This is a genomic window from Roseibium sp. (assembly GCF_050301095.1).
In the GTDB taxonomy this organism is placed as follows: Bacteria; Pseudomonadota; Alphaproteobacteria; order Rhizobiales; family Stappiaceae; genus Roseibium.
This window is the reverse complement of record NZ_JBNKYW010000107.1, coordinates 15,456-36,249: the sequence shown is the minus strand read 5'-3', so window position 1 is coordinate 36,249 and position 20,794 is coordinate 15,456. Positions and strand designations below refer to the sequence as shown.

Annotated in this window: 14 protein-coding genes; 7 read left to right on the top strand and 7 right to left on the bottom strand. The window is 61.0% G+C overall.

The window, feature by feature from the left end; translation table 11 throughout:
* Positions 1-44: 44 nt before the first annotated feature.
* A complete protein-coding gene (locus ACQY7U_RS09500) occupies positions 45-1,217 on the bottom strand; it encodes a pyridoxal phosphate-dependent aminotransferase (protein WP_428643834.1) in 1,173 nt (390 codons plus the stop codon).
* Between the two features lie 285 nt (positions 1,218-1,502).
* Between ACQY7U_RS09500 and ACQY7U_RS09495 the strand changes: the two genes are divergently transcribed.
* Positions 1,503-5,024 (top strand): hybrid sensor histidine kinase/response regulator, encoded by a 3,522-nt coding sequence (locus ACQY7U_RS09495; RefSeq protein WP_428643833.1) that lies wholly within the window; start codon positions 1,503-1,505, stop codon positions 5,022-5,024.
* A 21-nt stretch (positions 5,025-5,045) separates the two neighbouring features.
* Here the strand turns inward: ACQY7U_RS09495 and ACQY7U_RS09490 are convergent, their stop codons facing one another.
* Together ACQY7U_RS09490 and ACQY7U_RS09485 are read right to left on the bottom strand one after the other, a co-directional pair.
* Entirely contained in the window at positions 5,046-7,538 is a 2,493-nt protein-coding gene (locus ACQY7U_RS09490) for a putative bifunctional diguanylate cyclase/phosphodiesterase (protein ID WP_428643830.1), read from the bottom strand.
* 263 nt (positions 7,539-7,801) lie between these two features.
* Positions 7,802-8,485, bottom strand: a complete 684-nt coding sequence (locus tag ACQY7U_RS09485; RefSeq protein ID WP_428643829.1) for a response regulator — start codon at positions 8,483-8,485, stop codon at positions 7,802-7,804.
* 446 nt (positions 8,486-8,931) lie between these two features.
* On the opposite strand from ACQY7U_RS09485, the gene ACQY7U_RS09480 reads away from it, so the two are divergent.
* Positions 8,932-9,801 (top strand): thioesterase family protein, encoded by an 870-nt coding sequence (locus tag ACQY7U_RS09480; protein ID WP_428643827.1) that lies wholly within the window; start codon positions 8,932-8,934, stop codon positions 9,799-9,801.
* Between the two features lie 332 nt (positions 9,802-10,133).
* Here ACQY7U_RS09480 and ACQY7U_RS09475 read toward each other — a convergent pair whose 3' ends face one another.
* On the bottom strand, positions 10,134-10,682 hold the full coding sequence (locus ACQY7U_RS09475; RefSeq protein ID WP_428643826.1) for a hypothetical protein: 549 nt from the start codon (positions 10,680-10,682) through the stop codon (positions 10,134-10,136).
* Between the two features lie 112 nt (positions 10,683-10,794).
* On the bottom strand, positions 10,795-12,459 hold the full coding sequence (locus ACQY7U_RS09470; protein WP_428643824.1) for a cisplatin damage response ATP-dependent DNA ligase: 1,665 nt from the start codon (positions 12,457-12,459) through the stop codon (positions 10,795-10,797).
* A 176-nt stretch (positions 12,460-12,635) separates the two neighbouring features.
* On the opposite strand from ACQY7U_RS09470, the gene ACQY7U_RS09465 reads away from it, so the two are divergent.
* Positions 12,636-14,705 carry a DEAD/DEAH box helicase gene (locus tag ACQY7U_RS09465; protein ID WP_428643822.1) on the top strand — a complete coding sequence of 690 codons (2,070 nt, stop codon included), beginning with the start codon at positions 12,636-12,638 and terminating at the stop codon, positions 14,703-14,705.
* A gap of 286 nt (positions 14,706-14,991) precedes the next feature.
* Here ACQY7U_RS09465 and ACQY7U_RS09460 read toward each other — a convergent pair whose 3' ends face one another.
* Positions 14,992-16,566: a winged helix-turn-helix domain-containing tetratricopeptide repeat protein gene (locus tag ACQY7U_RS09460; protein ID WP_428643820.1), complete on the bottom strand. Its 1,575-nt coding sequence runs from the start codon at positions 16,564-16,566 to the stop codon at positions 14,992-14,994.
* A gap of 133 nt (positions 16,567-16,699) precedes the next feature.
* Between ACQY7U_RS09460 and ACQY7U_RS09455 the strand changes: the two genes are divergently transcribed.
* From ACQY7U_RS09455 to ACQY7U_RS09440, 4 genes are all read left to right on the top strand, one after another.
* Positions 16,700-17,302 (top strand): DUF1326 domain-containing protein, encoded by a 603-nt coding sequence (locus tag ACQY7U_RS09455; protein WP_428643819.1) that lies wholly within the window; start codon positions 16,700-16,702, stop codon positions 17,300-17,302.
* Positions 17,303-17,430: 128 nt separating this feature from the next.
* Positions 17,431-18,102 carry a DUF2182 domain-containing protein gene (locus tag ACQY7U_RS09450; protein WP_428643816.1) on the top strand — a complete coding sequence of 224 codons (672 nt, stop codon included), beginning with the start codon at positions 17,431-17,433 and terminating at the stop codon, positions 18,100-18,102.
* A gap of 187 nt (positions 18,103-18,289) precedes the next feature.
* On the top strand, positions 18,290-18,880 hold the full coding sequence (locus tag ACQY7U_RS09445) for a hypothetical protein (RefSeq protein WP_428643813.1): 591 nt from the start codon (positions 18,290-18,292) through the stop codon (positions 18,878-18,880).
* Positions 18,881-19,002: 122 nt separating this feature from the next.
* Entirely contained in the window at positions 19,003-19,818 is an 816-nt protein-coding gene (locus ACQY7U_RS09440) for a hypothetical protein (protein WP_428643811.1), read from the top strand.
* A 7-nt stretch (positions 19,819-19,825) separates the two neighbouring features.
* Here ACQY7U_RS09440 and ACQY7U_RS09435 read toward each other — a convergent pair whose 3' ends face one another.
* Positions 19,826-20,677 (bottom strand): class I SAM-dependent methyltransferase, encoded by an 852-nt coding sequence (locus tag ACQY7U_RS09435; protein ID WP_428643810.1) that lies wholly within the window; start codon positions 20,675-20,677, stop codon positions 19,826-19,828.
* Positions 20,678-20,794: the final 117 nt, after the last annotated feature.

The window sequence follows — 20,794 nt, the reverse complement described above, 5'->3', positions numbered from 1 at the left end:
ATTAGGTTTAAGGGGTTTCACGTATGCCAGCAACCCATCAACGTCTAAATCTCTGGCAACCAAGTGCTTATTCGGTGAATTGCGTCTTCCAGATGGTCCTGCCGCCTTGCGTAGCAAAGCCGCAGGTAGTTCTCCCCCCCCTTGCCGAAGGCTGTCCCCGGTGCCAGCCCGACCCCGGTGTGGCGCACGAGATCAAGGGCAAAGCGTCGTGTATCGCTAATTCCGTCGATGGCAAAAAACAGGTAGAACGCGCCTTCCGGCGGGGACAGCCTGACCCGGTTCAGTGCCCCCAGCCCTTGCAGGACGCAGGCCCGGCCCTGTCTGGCCCGTTCGACTTGTTTTTCAAGAAAGGCTCCGCCTTCCGTGAGGGCGGCCACAGCGCCCCATTGCGAGAAGGACGGCACGCCGGAGGTGGAATACTGGATCAGGTTTTCAAACACCTGGCCAAGAGCTGGCGGCGCCGAGATCCAGCCGATACGCCAGCCGGTCATCGCCCAGTTCTTCGACATGGAATTGACGAAGACGATCTGGTCCTCTTCATCGGCGATATCGTAGAAGGAAGGCGCGCGCGGCCCGTCACCGTAATAAAAGAGGGCGTAGATCTCATCCGCGACGATCCACAGGCCGCGCCTGCGCGCAAGTGACAGCACGTCCTTAAGATCTTCCAGACCCGCAACCCAACCTGTCGGATTGCAGGGGGAATTCAGAAAAATCGCGGTGGTATCCGGCGTGATGGCCGCTTCGATATCCTCCGCGTGCAACCGCCAACCGCCACTGTCCTCGCGCAGGGGCACGGAAACCGCCCGGGCGCCGTGCACTTCGATGGCCGCGGTAATGTTCGGCCATGCCGGCGTCGGCACGATCATTTCCTTGCCACAGCCGACGACCGCCTGGACAGCCAGCTGAATGGCCTGCATGCCTGAACCGGTCACGTAGAATCGTTCCGAGGAAAAATCCTTGCCGTAAAGCTGGCGATGATAGCCGGCAAGAGCCTCTCTCAACTGCGGTATGCCGCGTTGATAGGTATAGAAGGTTTCGCCCCTGTCGAGGGAGGCTTTGGCCGCGTCGCAGATGAATTGCGGCGTCGGCAGATCCCCTTCCCCGGCCCAGAGCGGAATGAGATCGTTCCGGCCCTGTCCGGCGTTGAACACTTCAACGATTCCACTTTCCGGCGCCTGTTTCGCTTCCAGGCTCAGTCGATCAATCAGGCTGGTCACCAGATATGTCCCTCGGTTCCATAGTCACACGCTGACACAAATCATATCGGGTTAGGCAGTGGAAGTTTCATGAAAGGATTTGAAGGCAACTTCACCAACTGTGATCGATTGCCCGCTCAAGTCCGGTCTGCGCAGCCATGCCGCTTTCGACTTGTCCGCATGGCGAATAGACAGATAGTTTCAGCTGTGGTCGGATTTGGCATGGCGGCCGACGGCCAGCCAAAGCCGGAACGTGCCCGTCAAGAGGCACGGCAATAGCCTTCAGGGAGGACGGTACGCCGTTTTGTGATGCACGGTTGGATCGTGATTTTGGCCGCAGCGGCCTATATCCTGCTTTTGTTCGCGATCGCCAGCTACGGCGACCGGACGCCCCGGCGCTACTCCTCCCGGAACGGCGGACGGCCCTTTATCTATGCGCTGTCCCTGTCGGTCTACTGCACATCCTGGACCTTTTTCGGCTCGGTCGGCAACGCCAGCCGGAACGGTGCGGAATTCCTGACGATCTACCTCGGGCCTTTCCTGGTCTTTGCGCTCGGATACCCGCTGATCAACCGGATCATTCAAATCTCCAAGACCGAAAGCATCACGTCGATCGCCGACTTCATCGGAGCACGTTACGGCAAGAGCCAGTCGGTCGCGGCCCTCGCAACACTGATCGCCGTGATCGGAATCATTCCCTATATCGCTCTTCAGCTCAAAGCCGTTTCGCTGTCGATCACCACCATGATCGGCCCGCTGATCGGGCCGGGAGACAACTTCAATCTCGTTTTCGACGACGTCACGCTGCTGATCGCGCTCGGCATGGCCATTTTCAGCTGGGCCTTCGGCACCCGCCATATTGACGCCACCGAACACCAGGAAGGCCTGATGCTGGCGATTGCCGCAGAGGCTATCGTCAAGCTTGTCGCCTTCATCGCAGTCGGTGTTTGGGTCACCTTCTTCCTGTTCGACGGCCCCTTCGACATGTTCCGGGCGATCACGGAAGCTCCGGAAGTCGCCGCTGTATTTCAACGCCCCTTCAATATCGACAACTGGGTGGTGATGTCGGTTCTGTCGGCCTTCGCGGTGATTTTGCTGCCGCGCCAGTTCCACGTCACGGTGACGGAAAACAACTCGGACGAGGAAGTGCGCCGGGCCAGATGGATGTTTCCGCTATACCTGGTGCTCATCAACCTGTTCGTCATTCCGATCGCGGCCGCCGGGCTGCATCGCTTCGGCCAGGACGTCAACCCGGACACTTTCGTTCTCGCCCTGCCGATCGACGCCCAGCAACACTGGCTGGCACTCTTTGCCTTCATCGGCGGCCTGTCGGCGGCAACCGCCATGGTGATCGTTGCGACGGTCGCCCTCTCCATCATGATTTCCAACGACATCGTGGTGCCGCTGCTGCTGCGCCGCCACGGCGAAGATGAGATCATCAATTCCAGCGGCCGGGACATGAGCAGCCAGCTCCTGACCATCCGGCGCCTGGCGATCTTCGCGATCCTGCTCCTGGCCTATGCCTACTACAAGGCCGCGGGCGATACCGCCGCGCTTGTTTCCATCGGCCTTCTGTCCTTTGCCGCCATCGCCCAGTTCGCCCCCGCCTTCGTCGGCGCCCTGTTCTGGCGGCGAGCCACCTCGCTGGGTGCCCTTGCCGGCCTCAGCGGCGGCTTCCTCACCTGGGGCTACACGCTGCTGCTGCCAACCTTCGCTCAATCCGGGCTGATTTCCTCCGGGTTCCTGGACACCGGCCCGTTCGGCATCGGTCTTCTGAAACCGCAAGCGCTTCTCGGCCTCAGCGTCGATCCGTTCATTCACGGAACGCTGTGGAGCCTCTTCATCAATATCGTGCTCTTCGCAGGTTTCTCCTTCTTGAGAAAACCGCTGCCGGCCGAGACCCTTCAGGCCAATGTCTTCGTACCGGCCGAACTTTCTCCCGCCCCCAATCTGCGCTACTGGCGCACTTCGGTGACCGCCGGCGACCTGCAGGCCACAGTCGCCCGCTATCTCGGGGAAGAACGCACGGAAAGATCGTTCCACCGCTTTGCCAGCGAACGGGGCATTCAGCTCGACCCCAATACGCTCGCCGATGCCAACCTGCTGCGGTTTTCCGAACAGCTCCTGGCAAGCGCCATCGGTGCCGCCTCTTCCAGGCTGGTCCTGACCCTGATGCTGAAGCGGCACGACCCCTCGACGAAGGGAGCGGTAAAACTGCTGGACGATGCCTCGATCGCCATCCAGTACAACCGCGACCTTCTGCAGACGGCGCTCAATCAGGTTCGCCAGGGCATCGGCGTTTTCGACCGGGATCTCCGCCTCATCTGCTGGAACCGGCAGTTCCGCGACCTCCTCGGCTTGCCTGCCGAATATGGCCAGGTAGGCACGACCCTGGACACGATCCTGAGGTTCAACGCCGAACGCGGTGAACACGGTCCCGGCCCCGTGGAAACCCTCGTCGCCGACCGGATCGAAAAACTCGTCATGATCCAGGAAACCTATCAGGAGCGGCTGGCCTCCAGCGGCTCGGTTCTGGAAGTCAGAATCAGCCCGATGCCGGATGGCGGTATCGTGACCACCTACACCGACATCACCGAACGCGTCATGGCGGAAGAAGCGCTGGCGCGGGCGAACGAAACGCTTGAGAGGCGCGTGCGCGAGCGCACGGAGGAACTGACCCACGTCAACGAACGTCTCGTCGAGGCCACCCGCGCCGCTGAAGAGGCCAACATCGGCAAGACCCGTTTCCTGGCTGCAGCCGGCCACGACATCCTGCAGCCCCTGAATGCGGCCCGCCTTTATGCCTCGGTGCTGGTCGACAAGCTCAAGGAAGGCAACGACGGCTCTCTCGTCCGGAATGTGGAATCCGCTCTGGAATCGGTCGAGGACATCCTGGGCGCCGTGCTCGACATCTCCCGCCTGGACACCGGGGCGCTGAAGCCGGAACCAACGGTCTTCCGCCTGGATGAAATGTTCCGCGGGCTGGCGCTGGACTTTAAGCCCGTTGCCGAGGATAAGGGCCTTGAACTCAGGATCGTCCCGACATCCGTCTCCGTGCGCACCGACCGGCGGCTCTTACGCCGCCTCCTGCAGAATCTGGTCTCCAATGCGCTCAAATACACCCAGCAGGGCAAGGTTCTGATCGGGTGCCGGCGGCGGGGGAATCGGGTTCTGGTCGAAGTTCACGACACCGGAATGGGCATTCCGAAAAACAAGCAGAAGGCGATCTTCCAGGAATTTCACCGTCTGGACGACGGCATGCGCATGGCCAAGGGCCTGGGGCTGGGCCTGTCCATCGTCGAGCGGATCAGCCACGTCCTCAAGCACCCGGTCGAACTGCGCTCCGAGGACAATCGCGGCTCGTGCTTTTCTGTTGAACTGCCGCGCTCCGCGGCCATGCCGGATCTCGTACCGGTACAGCAAACGCCGGCATCCGTCGGCCATCTGGACGGCCTCGTCGTCGTCGCGCTCGACAATGAGCCGGACATCCTGAGCGGCATGCGGCACCTGCTTGCCAACTGGAACTGCAAGGTATTCACCGCGGCCGACGACATCGAAGCCGCTGCGGTCCTGCACGAGGCGGGAATGGTGCCGGACGTGATTCTCGCCGACTATCACCTGGATGACGGCACCGGGATCGAGGCTATCGTGAAACTGAGATGGAAGTTCGGCCGCCAGATACCGGCCATTCTGATCACGGCGGACAGGAGCCGCGCGGTACGCACCGAAGCGGAGGAAAAAGACATCGCCTTTTTCAACAAGCCGGTCAAACCCGCCGCCTTGCGGGCACATCTGGCCCGCTGCCAGGCCGGCCAGGCAGCAGAATGACCTGCTACCTGGCGAAGACGGTCAGGAAACGGACTTCAGGGAGCCGGAAGTCGCCGAATCCGGCTTGGTTTCCGTGTCCTGCCAATGGGTAGGGCCAAGCGAGGTGATGTTCATCGGGTTTGGATCGGGCCTGCCGAAAAAGTACCCCTGCATGGTATCGCAGCCGAGCGTCCTCAGCGCGTCGACCTGGAACTTGCGCTCGACCCCTTCCGCCGTCACTTCCAGGCCGAGATTATGCGCAAGGGCGATGATCGCGGAAATGATGGCAAGCCCGTCGCTGCGCTCGCCGATTTCGTCCACGAAGGACTTGTCGATCTTGATTTTGTCGAACTTGTACTTGCGCAGGTACGACAGCGACGAATAACCCGTGCCGAAATCGTCCAGCGCGACCCGGATTCCTAGGTCCCGGAGTTTTTCAAGTTTCCGCGATGCACTTCCCTGATCGCGCAGGAAAACAGACTCGGTGATTTCCAGCACCAGCCGTTCCGGCGGGAAACCGGTCTCCGCCAGGATTCCGGAAACGACGCCGACCAGATTGGGGTCCATGAACTGCACGGGAGACAGATTGACCGCTATACTGTCGAGTTCCGGGCATTGCGCCGCCGCCGCGCAGGCTTTTCGGAGCACCCAGTTGCCAAGCGGCAGGATCAACCCGGCATGTTCGGCAATCGGAATGAAAGTATCGGGCGGAACTTCACCGCGTACCGGGTGCAGCCAGCGCAGCAGCACCTCGCTCGAGACGACCTTGCCGCTGCGGGAATCGACGATCGGCTGAAAGTCGACATTCAACCTGCCGTATTCGAACGCTTCGCGAAGATCGGCTTCCAGCTCCCGCTTTTCTCTCACTTCGCGTTCCATCTCGGTCTCGAACGCGAGTGCCCGGCCACGACCGCTCTCCTTGGCCTTGTAGAGCGCGATATCGGCCTTGCGCATCAGGTCGTCGACGGTGTCCAACCTGTCGCGCAAACGGGTAAAGCCGACGGTTGCGCCGATCGCGAAGTCCCGGCTGCCAATCGTGAACGGTTTGCGGGTCACGTTGACGAGATCCTCGGCAAACGCGGTGGCGGCCTGATCACTGACGAACTTGCCGAGGGCGGCGAATTCATCGCCGCCAAAGCGGGCAAGCACGGTTCGTCCTTCGCTGAGGGCGGTGAACCTGTCGGCGACCTGCCGCAACAGCTCGTCGCCCGCCGGATGGCCACAGGTGTCGTTCACGACCTTGAAATTGTCGAGATCGATGAGGAACAGCGTGAGCGTTGCGTGTCCCTCGCGCTTCTGGTCCTCCAGCAGCAATTCCGCCTGTTTCAGAAACCAGCTCCGATTGCCGATGCCGGTCAGGGAATCATGTTCGGCAAGATGGGAGACGAGTGCGCTGGCACGTTTGGATTCGGTAATGTCGGACGCCACGCCGCGATAACCGGCAAACCCGCCCCTGTGATCGTGGACGGGCCGGGCCGCCAGCGACCACCAGCGTTCCTCCCCGTTCACCTCGACGCCGACAACGATGTCCCGGAACGCCGCGCGGCTGCGCGTCACCGTTTCCAGTTCAACCGCCCCGGTCTGCGCATCCTCGTGATCGAGCGAACAGGCCAGGTCAATCATGCCCATGGTGTGCAGTTCCATGTGCGTTCGCCCGCTGGCGGCGAGAAACCGTTCCGAAACGTTGCGCAGGTTGCCCCTGCTGTCGGCTTCCCACACCCAGTCGCTGTCCTTTTCCTCGAACTCGTTCATCAGAAGCGCTATGAGCTCGTCCCGCTGTTCAAGCTCGGCCTCGGCCAGGAAGTGGCTGGCAAAAAGCCAGCCAGTGGAGGCGACGCTGCCGATCACCACTGCGGTGTAGCTTGCCAACAGGAACAGGAGCAGCCAGGAGGCCTCAACCGGATTGATGATCAGGGCGCCCGCCGATGCCACAAAAAGGATGGCCACCCACCGGAACGCGGCCTGGGGAACGGTGGCGAGCGCAAATCCACCGCCGCAAATCATGGCGGTCGTTACACACGAAGCAATCCATATGCCGGCCGTATCTCCCCCCGCGAATGCGCCGAGAGGAACGGCAGCCCAAAGCAGACTGAATCCTGTAGCGTACAATACCGCCTTTGCAGGTCCCCTAGGGGAAGTTTCCAGAATCGGACACTGCCTGTTCCTCAACCAGTTCCTGACAGTCAGGCCAAGAAGCACCGTGATAGCCGCCAGCCAGAGCGTCACGTAGGAAACGGGCTGGAACCTCATGAACACCGGTGCGACGACAATGGCATTGATGAAATTTGCAGCGACAACGAAAGGCGTCAGGCGGGCGATTCCGGCAATCTGCGCGGCACGTACCTTGCGCGCAAGATGCTCCTCCACCACCGGATAGCCGAATGCCAGGAGAAATGCTCGCAGAGTTCCACCATCTCCCTGCACCATTTCAGGCGGGATAATTTTCCTGGCACTTGAAGTCGTACTGTACCCTGGAGACAGGATGGCCATGCAGACGACACGCAGGACCAGTTTCCATTTGGCTTCAAGCCGCATCTCGTCTCCGAACTCATTACACCTAAAACGCGCTTGCAGACGGCGCGCATGGTTCCGCAATAAGCCAATTCCCTGAAATTACAGTAAAAGCGGCAACCTAAAAGTCACCAGTTGGCCGGAGGAAAACTGCCGGTGCGACTCGCGGCGGCAACAGGCGCGCACGAATGCCCAGGCGTCCGGCACTCCGTGCGCCACGGTCAGAGTGAAATCCATGGAAGGCGGAGAGAAAATGCGCCGTGGGGTCCCGGCGCCGTTTCCCGTTCCTATTGGGCTTCAGCGGTTTCCTGGTCTTCGCCGCCGAGCTGCCATTGACCCGCTTCGATTTTCGACGCGGCAATCACCGCCTGTGTCCGGCTTTCAACGCCAAGCTTCTGCAGGATGGCGGACACGTGAGCCTTCACGGTCGCTTCGGACACGGAGAGCTCGTAGGCAATCTGCTTGTTCAGGAGCCCTTCGGACAGCATCATCAAAACGCGGACCTGCTGGGGTGTCAGGGTTGCCAGCCGCTGCACCAGATCGCCACTGCCGTCATCCGCGCTCAGGTCCACATCCGGCGGTGTCCACATATTGCCGGCCATGACTTCGGAAATGGCCTGCCGGATCACGTCGATCCCGTGGGACTTCGGGATAAAGCCCGACGCCCCGAATTCGACGGCCCTGCGGATAGCCTGCGGATCCTCATTTGCCGAGACAACCACGACCGGAACACCGGAATATTGTGCCCGAAGATACATCAGGCCGGAGAAGCCACGCATGCCGGGCATGGTCAGATCCAGGAGAATCAGGTCGATATCGCCGTCCTTCTCCAGACGCGCGGTTACGTCTTCCAGAGCGCCGGCTTCCTCGATAAGCGCGTCGGGATACTGGGTTTCGAGTGTTTGGCGCAGGGCTCCGCGGAACAAGGGATGATCATCCGCGATGATAAACCGATATGTTGTCGCCGACACGTTGCTTTTCCTCCCTCAACGGTCATCTTTCCGCTTCAAGACACTTCATTGCCGGGCGCATCGCTGTCCGCGCGCTCCATTCGTTATCGGTTTTTTGGGCAACGAAACCTGTGTTGCGGCTTTCGGAAAGTATGTTTGCATTACCGATTGCACGCAAGTCAAACCATGCTTTTGACCAACGCGGCCGCTCCGGGCCGCTTCATCGCCGTTCGGGGAGCTTCCGCGACCGCAACCTGACAACAAATCGGGGCATTATTGAATAATTCAACTTGAAGTAAACTTAAAAAACTCCAACAACAATTACGATTCAGTTAGACAATTGAATCAGAAGCGGTATCCCCGAAAACATATTGAATTTATTGTTGAAACTTAACGCAAAGTCGGCAAAAAATGTACTATTCAAAAAACTCTCAACAACACCATAACTGGCACCGAAATTAAAGAAAATGACAATTCAGGAAACTTTATATTCATTTGTTAATCGCTGGGAATGTGACGAAAACGATCACCTCAACGTTCAGTTTTATTTCAGCCGGTTCGATGAGGCGGACCGGCAGTTCCGCCTGATATCGGGTCTGAACGAAACCCTGGTCGGGGCCCGCCGTGTGCGGCACGTCCGCTACCACCGGGAACTTAGAACCGGCGACCTGATCACCGTTCAATCCTGCATAGCCTTCGACGGACCGCACATGCTGACGGTCGTGCACGAGATGCGCAATGCAGGCGCCGGTACGCTGGTTGCGACAGCTGTGGACGGGTACGAACCGAGCGCCAATTCCGCCAAGGTGCTGCGTCAGAGGTTCAAGGACTTTCAATGCCCGATGATAGCGGAAGCAACGCCGCGCGGCATCCCTTCCAGTCCGTTTGCACTGCGCACCAATCTGGCGGGCCTGTTGTCGAATGGCGCCGAAATCTGCTTTCGGGGCACCGTGCTGCCGCGTGACATCGGCGTCGACGGCAAGGCTGATGACCGCTACGCCCTTTCCTGCTGCACGGACGGCGTTGCACATGTCTGGCAGCGCACGCCGATGACACACGCTTTTCTGACTGAAAACGGTTACGGCCGCGTCGCAGTCGAAATGAAACTGACCTGGGCAACCCCGCTCAAGTCGGGAGATACCGTTGTGGTCGCAACCGGGTTCACCGGCGCGGGGTCCAGGACCTTCAACATGCGGCACCACGTGTTCGAAAGCCGGACCGGGCGGCTGGCGGCCACCCTGGACGTGGTGGCGCTGACCATGAATCTGACAACACGCAAGGCGGTCGAATTGCCGGCAGACGCGCAACAGCGCATCAACAAGATGCTGATCGACTAGGGTACGGACTCATAAAATTGTTCTTTCAGGCACCAATCGGGGGCAGAAAAGCAAGGAAAAGCCTTCAGAACCATGCTGGCGCATGGTGCAAAGGTTTTGACGCCGCAGTTCAAAACCCGATTTGGCGTCTTTCGGATCGATCTGGAAAGAACCGCCTCCTGCGTTGAGAAAGCTTGGAAACCAGCCATGTTTCCGTGCGCTTCCCCGCCTTGGATGCTGTCCTTTACAGATCGACCTGAAGGTAGAATTTTATGGGTCCGCGCCCTGAGCTACGGGATCACGCAGATGGCGGTTGTCGTCATTGGTGCCAGCCGCCAGCGGCGCTGTGTGGATCAGTTCCCGGTCTCGTCGTCAAATTCCTTCTGCAACTCCCGAACCATACCGAAAAACCTGCGCATGGCGCTTTCCGTGAAGGTCAGAACCTTTTCCAGTTCCTCTTCCTCCTTGTCGAGCAATCTGGGTTTGCCGGACGGTTTCTCACCGTCCCCCGGAGAACTTTCGGACCGGCCGGTTTCCGTTTCCGGAGCCGGTCCAGTTCCATCCGCATCGCTTTCCAGCTCTGCGAGCCGCGCCTTCAGCCGGTCCACTTCTGCGGCCAGATCGTTGATTTCGGCCAGATAGGCGTCCTCGGCGAGCGGCACCGGATTGCAGCGCCAGGCGTCGCTCTGCTCCATGCAGATTGTGACGGTTCCGTTTTGCCGGTCGACCCTCAGAATGCCACCGTCGACGGCAACGAGCGAAAACCGGTCCGGGTCGCCATCGGTAACCTTCACCGTAACTTCCGGACTGACCTTGTCCTGTGCAGCACCTGCGCTCACGGCAATTAGCAGAGCGGCAGAACCTCCAAGAAGGGTCGCAAACAAGGACTTGCGGATCGACATGCTGTTTCTCCGGTTGCCGGCAGGAAAAATGCCGGATTTCTTTCACAACTAGGTGCCACGATTCCGTGGCCAAAGCACGGCTGGCAGCCGATTTTTCAATAACTATTCCTCTTCAACCGCTCTTCTTGTCCGGGTTTGGCAGCAGTTTTTCCAGAAATTCGATCCGATCCGCTTCCGACGGCGGCTTGTCCCACCTCAGTCTGGAGATCCTCGGAAACCGCATCGCAACACCGGACTTGTGCCGTCCCGATCGGTTCAGCCCCTCGAAAGCGACTTCAAGCACCAGTCCCCTGCCGGGTTCATGCGCGACTTCCCGAACCGGACCGAAGCGATTGACCGTATGGCTGCGCACGAAACGGTCGATTTCCCGAAGCTCTTCGTCGGTGAAACCAAAGTAGGCCTTGCCCACCGGAACCAGCTCCGCGCCCGTTTCCCCTTCCTTCCAGACACCGAATGTGTAATCGGAATAAAAGGACGATCGTTTGCCATGACCGCGCTGAGCGTACATCAGCACCGCATCCACGAGAAACGGCTCCCGTTTCCACTTGTACCACAACCCCTTCGGACGGCCCGTGACATACGCCGAGTCGCGGCGTTTCAGCATCACCCCCTCGACGGCCTCCGCAACGGCCGGGTCCAGATGTGCATGCGGATCGGAGCGTGCCGCCGCGATACCCTCCCAGGTATCGGCCGCAACCAGCGGCGACAGGTCGATCCTGGACGTTTTCAGCTCCGCGATGAAACGCTCCAGCCGTTTCCGCCTTTCTGCGAAGGGAAGACCACGCAGGTCTTCGCCCTCCAGGTGAAGCAGGTCGTAGGCCCGGATGGCGGCAGGGTATTCCCGCAAGAGCTTTGGACCGGCGGTCTTGCGGTTCAACCGTTTCTGAAGATCGGAGAAGGGCCTTACCTTGCCTTCCGACAGGATCAGCAGTTCACCGTCGAGACATGCATCGAAGGAAAGCGCCTCGACGATATCGGGAAACGCGCGGGAAATGTCCTCCCCTGTCCGGCTGTAGAGGCGTTGCACCGTTTCGCCCGAACCCGTTTTTCCGGCGGAAGCCTGAACGCGGATTCCGTCCCACTTCCATTCGACCGCAAAGTCAGCGGCGGCGAGTTGATGCGGGTCCCTGTCCTCTTCCAGTGGGTGAGCCAGCATCACCGGACGAAAGGGGGCCGGATTCTCGCACTCGGGCGGTCCGGCCCGCCCTTCCGCCCAGGCAAACAGTGCCTGAGAAGGGACCTCCAGCCCGTGCCAGACTTCCTCGACCGCCGAAACGTCAAGCCCGCCCAACCGGGCCACCGCCGTCTTGGCGAGGCGTGCGGAGACACCAACGCGCAAACCTCCGGTTACCAGTTTCAGCAGCGCCCAGCGGCCGGTCTCGTCCAGCCGGTCCAGCCAGCCCGACAGCAGGCGCGGCACATCCGTCCTGCCCGCGCCGTCAAGCTCGCCGACGATGCCGGAGAGACTGGGCTCCGGGGTGCTCTCCGCGCCGGCACAACAATTGGCCTGCGGCCACATCAGGGCGATGGTTTCGGAAAGGTCGCCGACGAAGTCATAGGACAACGCGAAAAGATGCGGATCGGCCCGTTCGCCGATCAGCTCCCGAAGCAGCGCCGGCTTGGCGTGTTTGAAATCGAGTTCGCCTGTCAGCGCCGCCAATGCATAGCCCCGGTCGGGATCCGGGACTTCCTGAAAATAACGAACCAGAAGCCTTTCCTTGGCAAGCCGGCGCGGCTCCAGCGAAAGGCGGTCCAACAGGTGAGAAAAAGCACGCATTGCTAAAGAAAACCGGGAAAGCGGGCTGCGCACAAGCCCTGCCGGAACAACCGGGATGGACGCCAGCCGCTTTTGCCTGTATAAGCCGCGGCCATCCATGGGCCGAGGACTGGTTGGCCCGATCCGGTAGACTGCTGACTGGCACGCAGATGATCCGGAGCAGTTGAAAGATTCCTATGACTGATTTGACTTCCGTCGCCCCGGCCCTGTCGGCCGCGCTGGCGAAACGGGGCTATGAAAGCCTCACTCCCGTTCAGGAAAGCGTCCTGAAGGATGCCCCCGCAGAAGCCGACCTTCTCGTTTCCGCGCAAACCGGATCCGGCAAGACCGTCGCCTTCGGCCTGGCTCTCGCCCCCACCTTGTTGCGCGGCGAGGAGCATATGGGCAAGGCGGCGGCTCCCGTCGCCCTTGCCATCGCGCCGACTCGCGAACTCGCTCTTCAGGTAAAGGAAGAGCTGACCTGGCTTTACGAGGAAGCCGGTGCGGTCACCACGTCCTGCGTTGGCGGCATGGACCCGCGCTCGGAGCGGCGCGCACTGGAACGCGGTGCCCATATTGTCGTGGGCACACCCGGCCGTCTGCGCGACCACATCGAACGCGGCGCGCTCGATCTCTCCGAACTGCGCGCCGTCGTGCTCGACGAAGCCGACGAGATGCTCGACATGGGCTTCCGCGAAGATCTGGAGTTCATTCTGGACGCGGCTCCCGAAACCCGCCGGACGCTGATGTTCTCGGCCACCGTGCCGAAGCCGATCGCGGAACTGGCCAAGCGGTTCCAGAAGGACGCCGTGCGCCTCAGCACCATCAATGCCCGCGAACAGCATGGCGACATCGACTACGTCGCTCATCCGGTTGCGCCGAACGAGCGCGAAAACGCCATCATCAACGTGCTGCGCCTGCATGAAGCGGAAAAGGCAATCGTCTTCTGCTCCACCCGCGAAGCCGTCAGCCGCCTGACCTCCCGTCTTGCCAACCGCGGTTTTTCCATCGTGTCGCTCTCCGGCGAACTCAGCCAGGAACAACGCTCCAGCGCGCTGGCGGCCATGAAGGACGGCCGGGCCCGTGTGTGTGTCGCCACCGACGTTGCCGCCCGCGGCATCGACCTGCCCAATCTGGATCTCGTCATCCACGCGGATCTTCCGACCGGCAAGGCCGCCCTTCTGCACCGCTCCGGCCGGACCGGCCGCGCCGGGCGCAAGGGCACCTGCGTACTCATGGTTCCCTTCCCGCGCCGACGCCAGGCCGAACGGGTGCTGCATTTTGCGGGCATCAAGGCGACCTGGACCGGTGCTCCGACCGCCGACGATATCCGGGCCAAGGACAAGGAGCGCCTGCTGGCCGATCCGGCACTTGCCGTGGAGTTGGAGGAAGAGGACAGGGCCATTGCCATGGAACTGCTCGCCCTTCACAGCGCCGAACAGCTGGCATCCGCCTTCGTGAAGCTGCGCCAGTCCCGACTGCCTGCGCCGGAAGATGTCTCCGAACTCGACGAAACCTCGCTCAAGGGCCGCGACGCCGGAGCGCGCGGCGGCCGCAGCGCGGAAATCACCGGAAAATTCGAGGACGGCATCTGGTTCTCGCTCTCCCTCGGCCACCGCCAACGCGCGGAACCGCGCTGGATCCTGCCGATGATCTGCCGGGCCGGTCATGTGACCAAAAGGGAAGTCGGCGCGATCAAGATCTTCCAGAACCAGCTGTACTTCGAAATTGCCGGCAGCCACGGCAAGCGCTTCTCGGAGGTGATCAAGCGCGAGGGTACGGGTGAGGACAACGTCGTCATCGAGCTTCTGGATGCGCGCGGCGGCAAGGTGCCGGCTCCTCCGAAGGAAGACTTCGGCCGCCGGGAACGCAGCGGGCCTCCCAAGCGCCGTTTCAACAAGGCTGATGCCCCGGACTACGAGAGCCTCGGCCCGGAGGACACGCTGAAGCAGGACCGGCCGAAGCGTGGCCCAAAGAGGGACTTCGACGCGCCGCGCGGCAAGAAGAAACGCCGCTTCGGCGACGACGAGGCTGCCCCTCATCACCCGGCCTATGAGCCGCTCGACATGAAGGCGCTCGCCAAGGATCTCGAGGGCGGTGATCGCGCGTCTCCCAGAAAACCCCGCACATCGAACCGGCAGGACAGCGGCGAGGACCACGAGCCACGCAAACACGCCGGGGCAAAACCCGTCCAGGGGAAAAAGAAGCCCGCAAAGAAGAACAAACCGTCCCGTTCCGAACGCAAGGCGGTCAAGGCAGGGAAATAAGCAAGAAGCCGGTAGCAGAGACTACCGGCTTTTTTTCGAAATGATGGCAATACACAGCCCGTGTTGCGGCCTGGCTCGTACCCGCACACTGCGGACGACGACCGCCCTACCCGGCGGCGATGGGTTCCGACCGGTTTCAGGGTTTTGCCGCCTCGTACCAAAGTGAATTGGTTAGCTCCCGTTTGATGGACCATTCCTGCCTGCCGGACGGTGTTGCGCCGCCAGCACGGTCAACCAGACCCCGCTGCGCAAGGCGCCTCGCCGTGATCCATCAAATGAGTCCTCATCAACTCTCTTTGCTATTGTCCTCCAGACCGGCCTTGCGCAGCCCCTCGAGCAGATGGGCAAGATCATGGTCGGAGACATTCCATTTGCGCATCTCCTCGACCGGCGACAAGCCGCTTTTCAGGCTGCCGATCCGTGCCAGCGAAACCGCAGCCTCCGGCCGTCCGAGCTGCCCCTGTGCAGCAGCGTTCAGAATGTGAACCCAGTAGAACCCCGGCATTCCGATCCGTGCCACGTCGACCAGGACGCGTTCATATTCGCACTGGTTGTAATGATACCGCGCCGCGCTGAAATGATACCAGCCGGGATGCAGCGGATTCAGTTGCTGCGCTCTCTGCGACAGCTCCACGCCCCGATCATAGTCCCCCATGAACGACAGGTAATGGCCCGCCTCGGCAAGTATCTCGGGGTCGTTCGGGTTGAGGTCGAGCGCCCGCTGCATTTCGGCCTGGAATTTGTCGTTGTCCTTGCGGAAGAAATGCGTGATCGCGAGCCAGCAGCGCGCGTAGGCGCTCTGCGGATCGAGTTCTGTCGCCCGTTGGGCGGTCGCCAGCGCACGGTCGAGCGGATCCGGACGCGGGTTGGCCCCGAAGCGGTATTCGGCAAGATAGACATTGGCCAGAAGCGCATGGGCCTCCGCGTAGGCCGGATCCAGCATGACGGCCCGTTCCAGAAGATCACGTGCCTCGGCATGAACGCTGTCATCCAGCGTGCTGGTATAGCGCCGGGCCCGCAGGAGGCAGTCATAGGCATTGAATTCCGGCCAGCTTTTCTGCAGGGCACGCGACAATGTGGTGTCCTGCACCTGGATCCCCAGGGATGCGGCGACCATGCGGGTCATCTCATCCTGAACGGCGAAGATATCCGCTGCCTGGCGGTCGTACCGCCCCGCCCAGAGCACGACCCCGGAGGCCGCGTCGACCAGTTGGACCGAGATCCTCAGGCGGCCCGCCTCGTTCCATGCACTCCCTGTTACGATGAAATCGGCCCCGAGCGTCCGGGCAATATCGAGAGGCGACATGTCACTGGCGCTGAAGTGGAACGACGTTCCGCCGGCGATAACCCGAAGCTCGCGAAACCGTGTCAGATTTGCAATCACGTCTCCGGTCAGACCGTCGCAGATGTATTTGTCGGTTCCGGCGCTGGCAGGCTTGAAGGGAAGCACCAGCAGTTTGGGAGGGTGGGCGACGAGAGTTGCAGGCTGATCGCTTCTGTGCTGCCCGCCGGCTTGATCATCGCCGGTCACCGCGGAGTGCTGAGCTCCCCCGCTGCAGAAGACCTCCGCCACGAAACGAAAACCGCGGCGCGGTATCGTCCGGACATAAGACTGTTCCGTGCCGGTGTCGCCAAGCACCTGACGCAGGGCGAAAATCCGGCTGCTGATTGTCGTGTCCGCGACCGCCCGCCCCTGCCAGACGGCATCGATGAGTTCGTCCCGCGTGACAATCCTGCCGTGGTTCTGAAGAAGACAGAGAAGAATATTGAACACCAGCGGTTCAACAGTCAGCACATCGCCATCCCTGCTCAGTTCAAACAGGTCGGAATTGGCCGTGAACGGGCCGAATGTGTAAATCATTGCAAGCGTTCGTCCATTCCGTGACCGAAAAAGGATGAAATCCGAATAGTTTCAGCATGCGGGCGACAAGCGGCAATGTCGAGACAGAACTATCGTCAGCACCAGTGGACATCCTGATGAAAGGAAATTTCAGATGACCTGGTCACTTGCCGGAACCTACTTCGAAAGCTGCAACTGCGACACGGCATGCCCCTGCCTGTTCCTGAGCCCCCCGACGCAGGACGACTGCACCGCGCTTGTCGGCTGGCACATCGAGCGGGGTGAACATGACGGCGTCTCTCTTTCCGGGCTGAACGTCGCGCTGGCCGTCCATTCCGAAGGCCATATGGCAACGACGAAATGGACGGTCTCGGTCTATGTCGACGACCGCGCCGACGAGAGGCAGAACGCAGCCCTGATGCAGATCTTCGGCGGTCAGGCGGGAGGCCACCCTGCACGATTGGCGTCACATATCGGCGCGATCACCGGAGTGCGCTCCGTTCCGATAAGGTTTTCCGTCGAAGGCGGCCGGCACCGGCTGGAAATCCCGGAAATCGCGGATGTCGAAATCGAACCGGTGACGGGCCAGGGTGACGGTCCGGTCACCCTGCAGGGTCATCCGCTATGCATCGCGCCGGGTTTTCCCGGAACCATTTCGAAGAGCAATCACCTGACCTATTCGGATCATGGCATGTCGTGGTCCCTGACCGACAAGTCCGGCCTCTTTTCGCCCTTCGAATATTCGGACCGGACATGATGAGGACCGCCGGGTCTTTGCAGGGCCGACCGGAACCTCTCCGGCCGGTCCGGCTTTCGCTGCTTGTCGCCGCACCTGTGGCAGCGACAATCGGTTCATGGGCCTGGCTAGGCCTGATGATCGGGGATATGTCCAATATCCCCGGCATGGCGTCCATGATGATGGCCCCTCGCCTGGTCACGCCCGAAATGCTTTTCGGCCTGTTCATCATGTGGGCGGTCATGATGGCCGCGATGATGCTCCCGACGGCAGCCCCGATGGTCCTGGCCTTCGCGCGCATGGAAGGAAGCGGCCCGACACCTGGAAAGGGCTGGGTTCCGGTCACGGCGTTTTCTGCAGGCTACGTGATCGTCTGGGGCGGCTTCAGTATCGCCGCTGCCGGGTTGCAGGCGGCACTGACCAATCTCGCGCTGATGTCGCCCATGATGATGAAGACGGCCGGACCGGTCTCGGGCGCCATCCTGATCCTCGCCGGTCTCTATCAGTTCAGCCCGCTCAAGCGATCCTGCCTGAACCTGTGCCGCTCGCCGATGAGCTTCCTGATGACACGGTGGCGCAACGGCCCGCTCGGGGCTCTCAGGATGGGCCTGAGCCACGGCGCTTATTGCGTCGGGTGTTGCTGGGCACTGATGGGGGTCCTGTTTGCCGTCGGCGTCATGAACACCGCCTGGATTATGGCAATCACGGCCTATGTCCTGCTTGAAAAAACCGTCCCGCACGGCGAGCTGATCTCGAAAGGCACGGGAGGCTGTCTGATCGGACTTGGCCTCTGGATCATTGCCGGGCCGATTGCTCTTTAACGGGATTCATTCCCGCGGGAACCAGCGGTGTTCAGGTGACTATCAGCCTGAACAGGCAGGAAGAACGACAGGAGACCTGCCACGACTTCCGCTGGGGAACTTACCGTCGACGTGATAATGTAGCTGTGCCGCAAGGGTCGGCGGGTGTCGTTTTGGCAACCAGATAACGGCCGGAGAAGGAAACACCATGAAAAGTCTTTGCATTCTGTCAGTCGCATTGGTGCTCGGTACTGGCTCAGCCACAATAGCGTTCGCCGACGACTACGATCTGGACGCGCTGCGAGCCGCAACCGAAAAATACAAAGACGTGAATGTCGCCCTCGCCGAGGGCTTCATCCAGGATCCAACCGGGCATTGCGTGACCGCAGGCGCGGAAGGTCTGCCCGCGGAATGGGGCGGAATGGGCATTCATTATCTCAGGCCGGATCTCCTGAAACTCGCCGCCCCGTCGGAAAGGGTCGATGGCACCGGCACCCATACGGATTTCACACAGCCGGCGATCCTGCTCTACGAACCGCAGGCGGACGGATCCCTGGAACTGGTCGCAATCGAAAATCTGGTCTTCAAAAAGGCCTGGGACGCGGCGGGACATGGCGGGCCGCCGATGATAAACGGCCGATCCTGGGATCACATGGCCGACAACCCCGACACGGACGCGGATGAAGCGCACAATTTCATGCCGCATTATGACCAGCACGTCTGGCTATTCCGGAAAAATCCATCCGGCGACCTGATGCCGTTCAATCCGGCCGTGAACTGCGATCACCACAGCAAGTGACCTTTGGCGGTTAAATCTAGCTGTCGCGCATTCCCCCGGGTTCCGGGCTCTCAGGCCGGAACCCGGGCCGAAAAGCCCGACACCCCGGTTGATGGAGGAAAGTTGTGTCGGAGTCCTTTTTCTTGCCATTCAACTACGTGGATCATCTCACCAGTCCGGGTCTTCATACCAGTGCCGGTCCTGTCAGGCTGTGCCAGTACCTGTGCAAGGACCGCGGCAACGGCGGCAATGACAGCGCCAACAGTTTTTACAAGAATTTCCGCTGGATCAAGGATGCGAACGGCATCACCCTGAACCAGCATGTCGGCGGCCGGGAGATCGACCTTGCCCTGAAGGGACAGGGGAACGACAAGACTTTCGTCAAGATCTGGAACTTCATGCTGAAGAACAAGGACCTTCTGGACAAATACAAGGTCGAGGTCTGCGGCCGAGCCAAGAAGGACGGCTCCAAGGATGTGGATCAGAAGGGCAAGATCAAACAGATCTACTTCGACAAGATGTCGGATCAGGCGGCTCTGCAGCAAATGGTTCTGGACCGCTTCTTCGGCATGGACTGCATCGGCTTCATCGCCAATTTCCTGATCTTTTGCGGAGAGTGGGACAAGTATTACGGCGTCTCGCCGAAACGTTATCCGGACCGTGTCGCCAAGATCAACATCGACGATGTATCCGAAGTCAAACCGCTCGATTTCATGGTCTGGAACGGCCACGTGGCAATTGTCGACTGGGTCTGGGAGCAGGTCGACGACAAGCGCGCGCGCATCGACATGTGCCAGAGCTCAAGCGGCGGCCCGCAATGCAACGAATATGTCATCCTGCGCGAGACGGGCGGCAAGGGCATCAACGGTGGCAGGGAGTTTACCATTGACGGCGGCACCCCGGCCCCACCCGTCCGGGGGCACTTCACGATCTGGCGCCGCGAAGGGTTCTGGTACTGACGGGAACCTACGCTTGGCTGGCAACCATCCACATTGCACCGGACAGGAGAACACTCTGCCCCTGAACGTATGGGGTCAAGGCCTCACGCATCGACGCCACCGCGGCGGCATGGGTTTCCTCGGGCTGATCGCGCAGCCAACTGTTGATGGCCCCGATCTTGGTCAGTTGCGTCAAGGCTTCATCAATCCCGCCACCTGCCGCGATATCGAAGGTAACATCGAGCCGTTCAAGGCGTGGTTGTTTCCATCCTGCTTCCGTCAGAAATTCCGTGACGTGATCCGGCTCCGCAAAAGCGAACATTCCGGGTGCGCGCGGGTCTCCCTTCGGACGTGGCGGAATATGCGGCAGGACGGCCTGCATCGGCACCCCGATCCACGGGTTTTCGTCAAGGCCCCGCCAGCAGACGAACACCATGCGGGCACCGGGTGCAGCCGCACGATGCAGGTTCACGAACGCCGGCACCGGGTCACCGAAAAACATCAGGCCGCAGTTTGAAACCAGCAAATCGTATTCATCCAGTTCCGCAGTCGCCGCGTCAGCTTCCAGCCAGTCGATATGCGCAAGACCACGGGCTTCCGCACGCGCCGCCGCCTCAGCAAGCATCGGCACGGAGATGTCGAGTGCCCGCACGCGACCCGAAGGGCCGACGGCGCGTGCCACCTCCAGGGTGGAAGCCCCGCAACCGCATCCGACATCCAGAACCCTTTCGCCGGGGCGCGGCGCGGCAAACGACAGCAGTTTTCTGGTGACCGGCTCCAGGACACGATCGGTGTGGTCCTGCCGCTCCACCCAGGTCCGGCCACCGACGCCATTCCAGAAGGCAAGTTGATCGGCATTGACGCGCGTCGGATCAGGCATGTTCGACATCCTTCATGGCACCTGGAAGCATCCTGCGCCAACTCCGGGTGCAAGAATACAAATTTCGCGTTTGGCCGCGCGCGCCCTGACCGCGCGGGGCACCAGTCAGATTTGCGG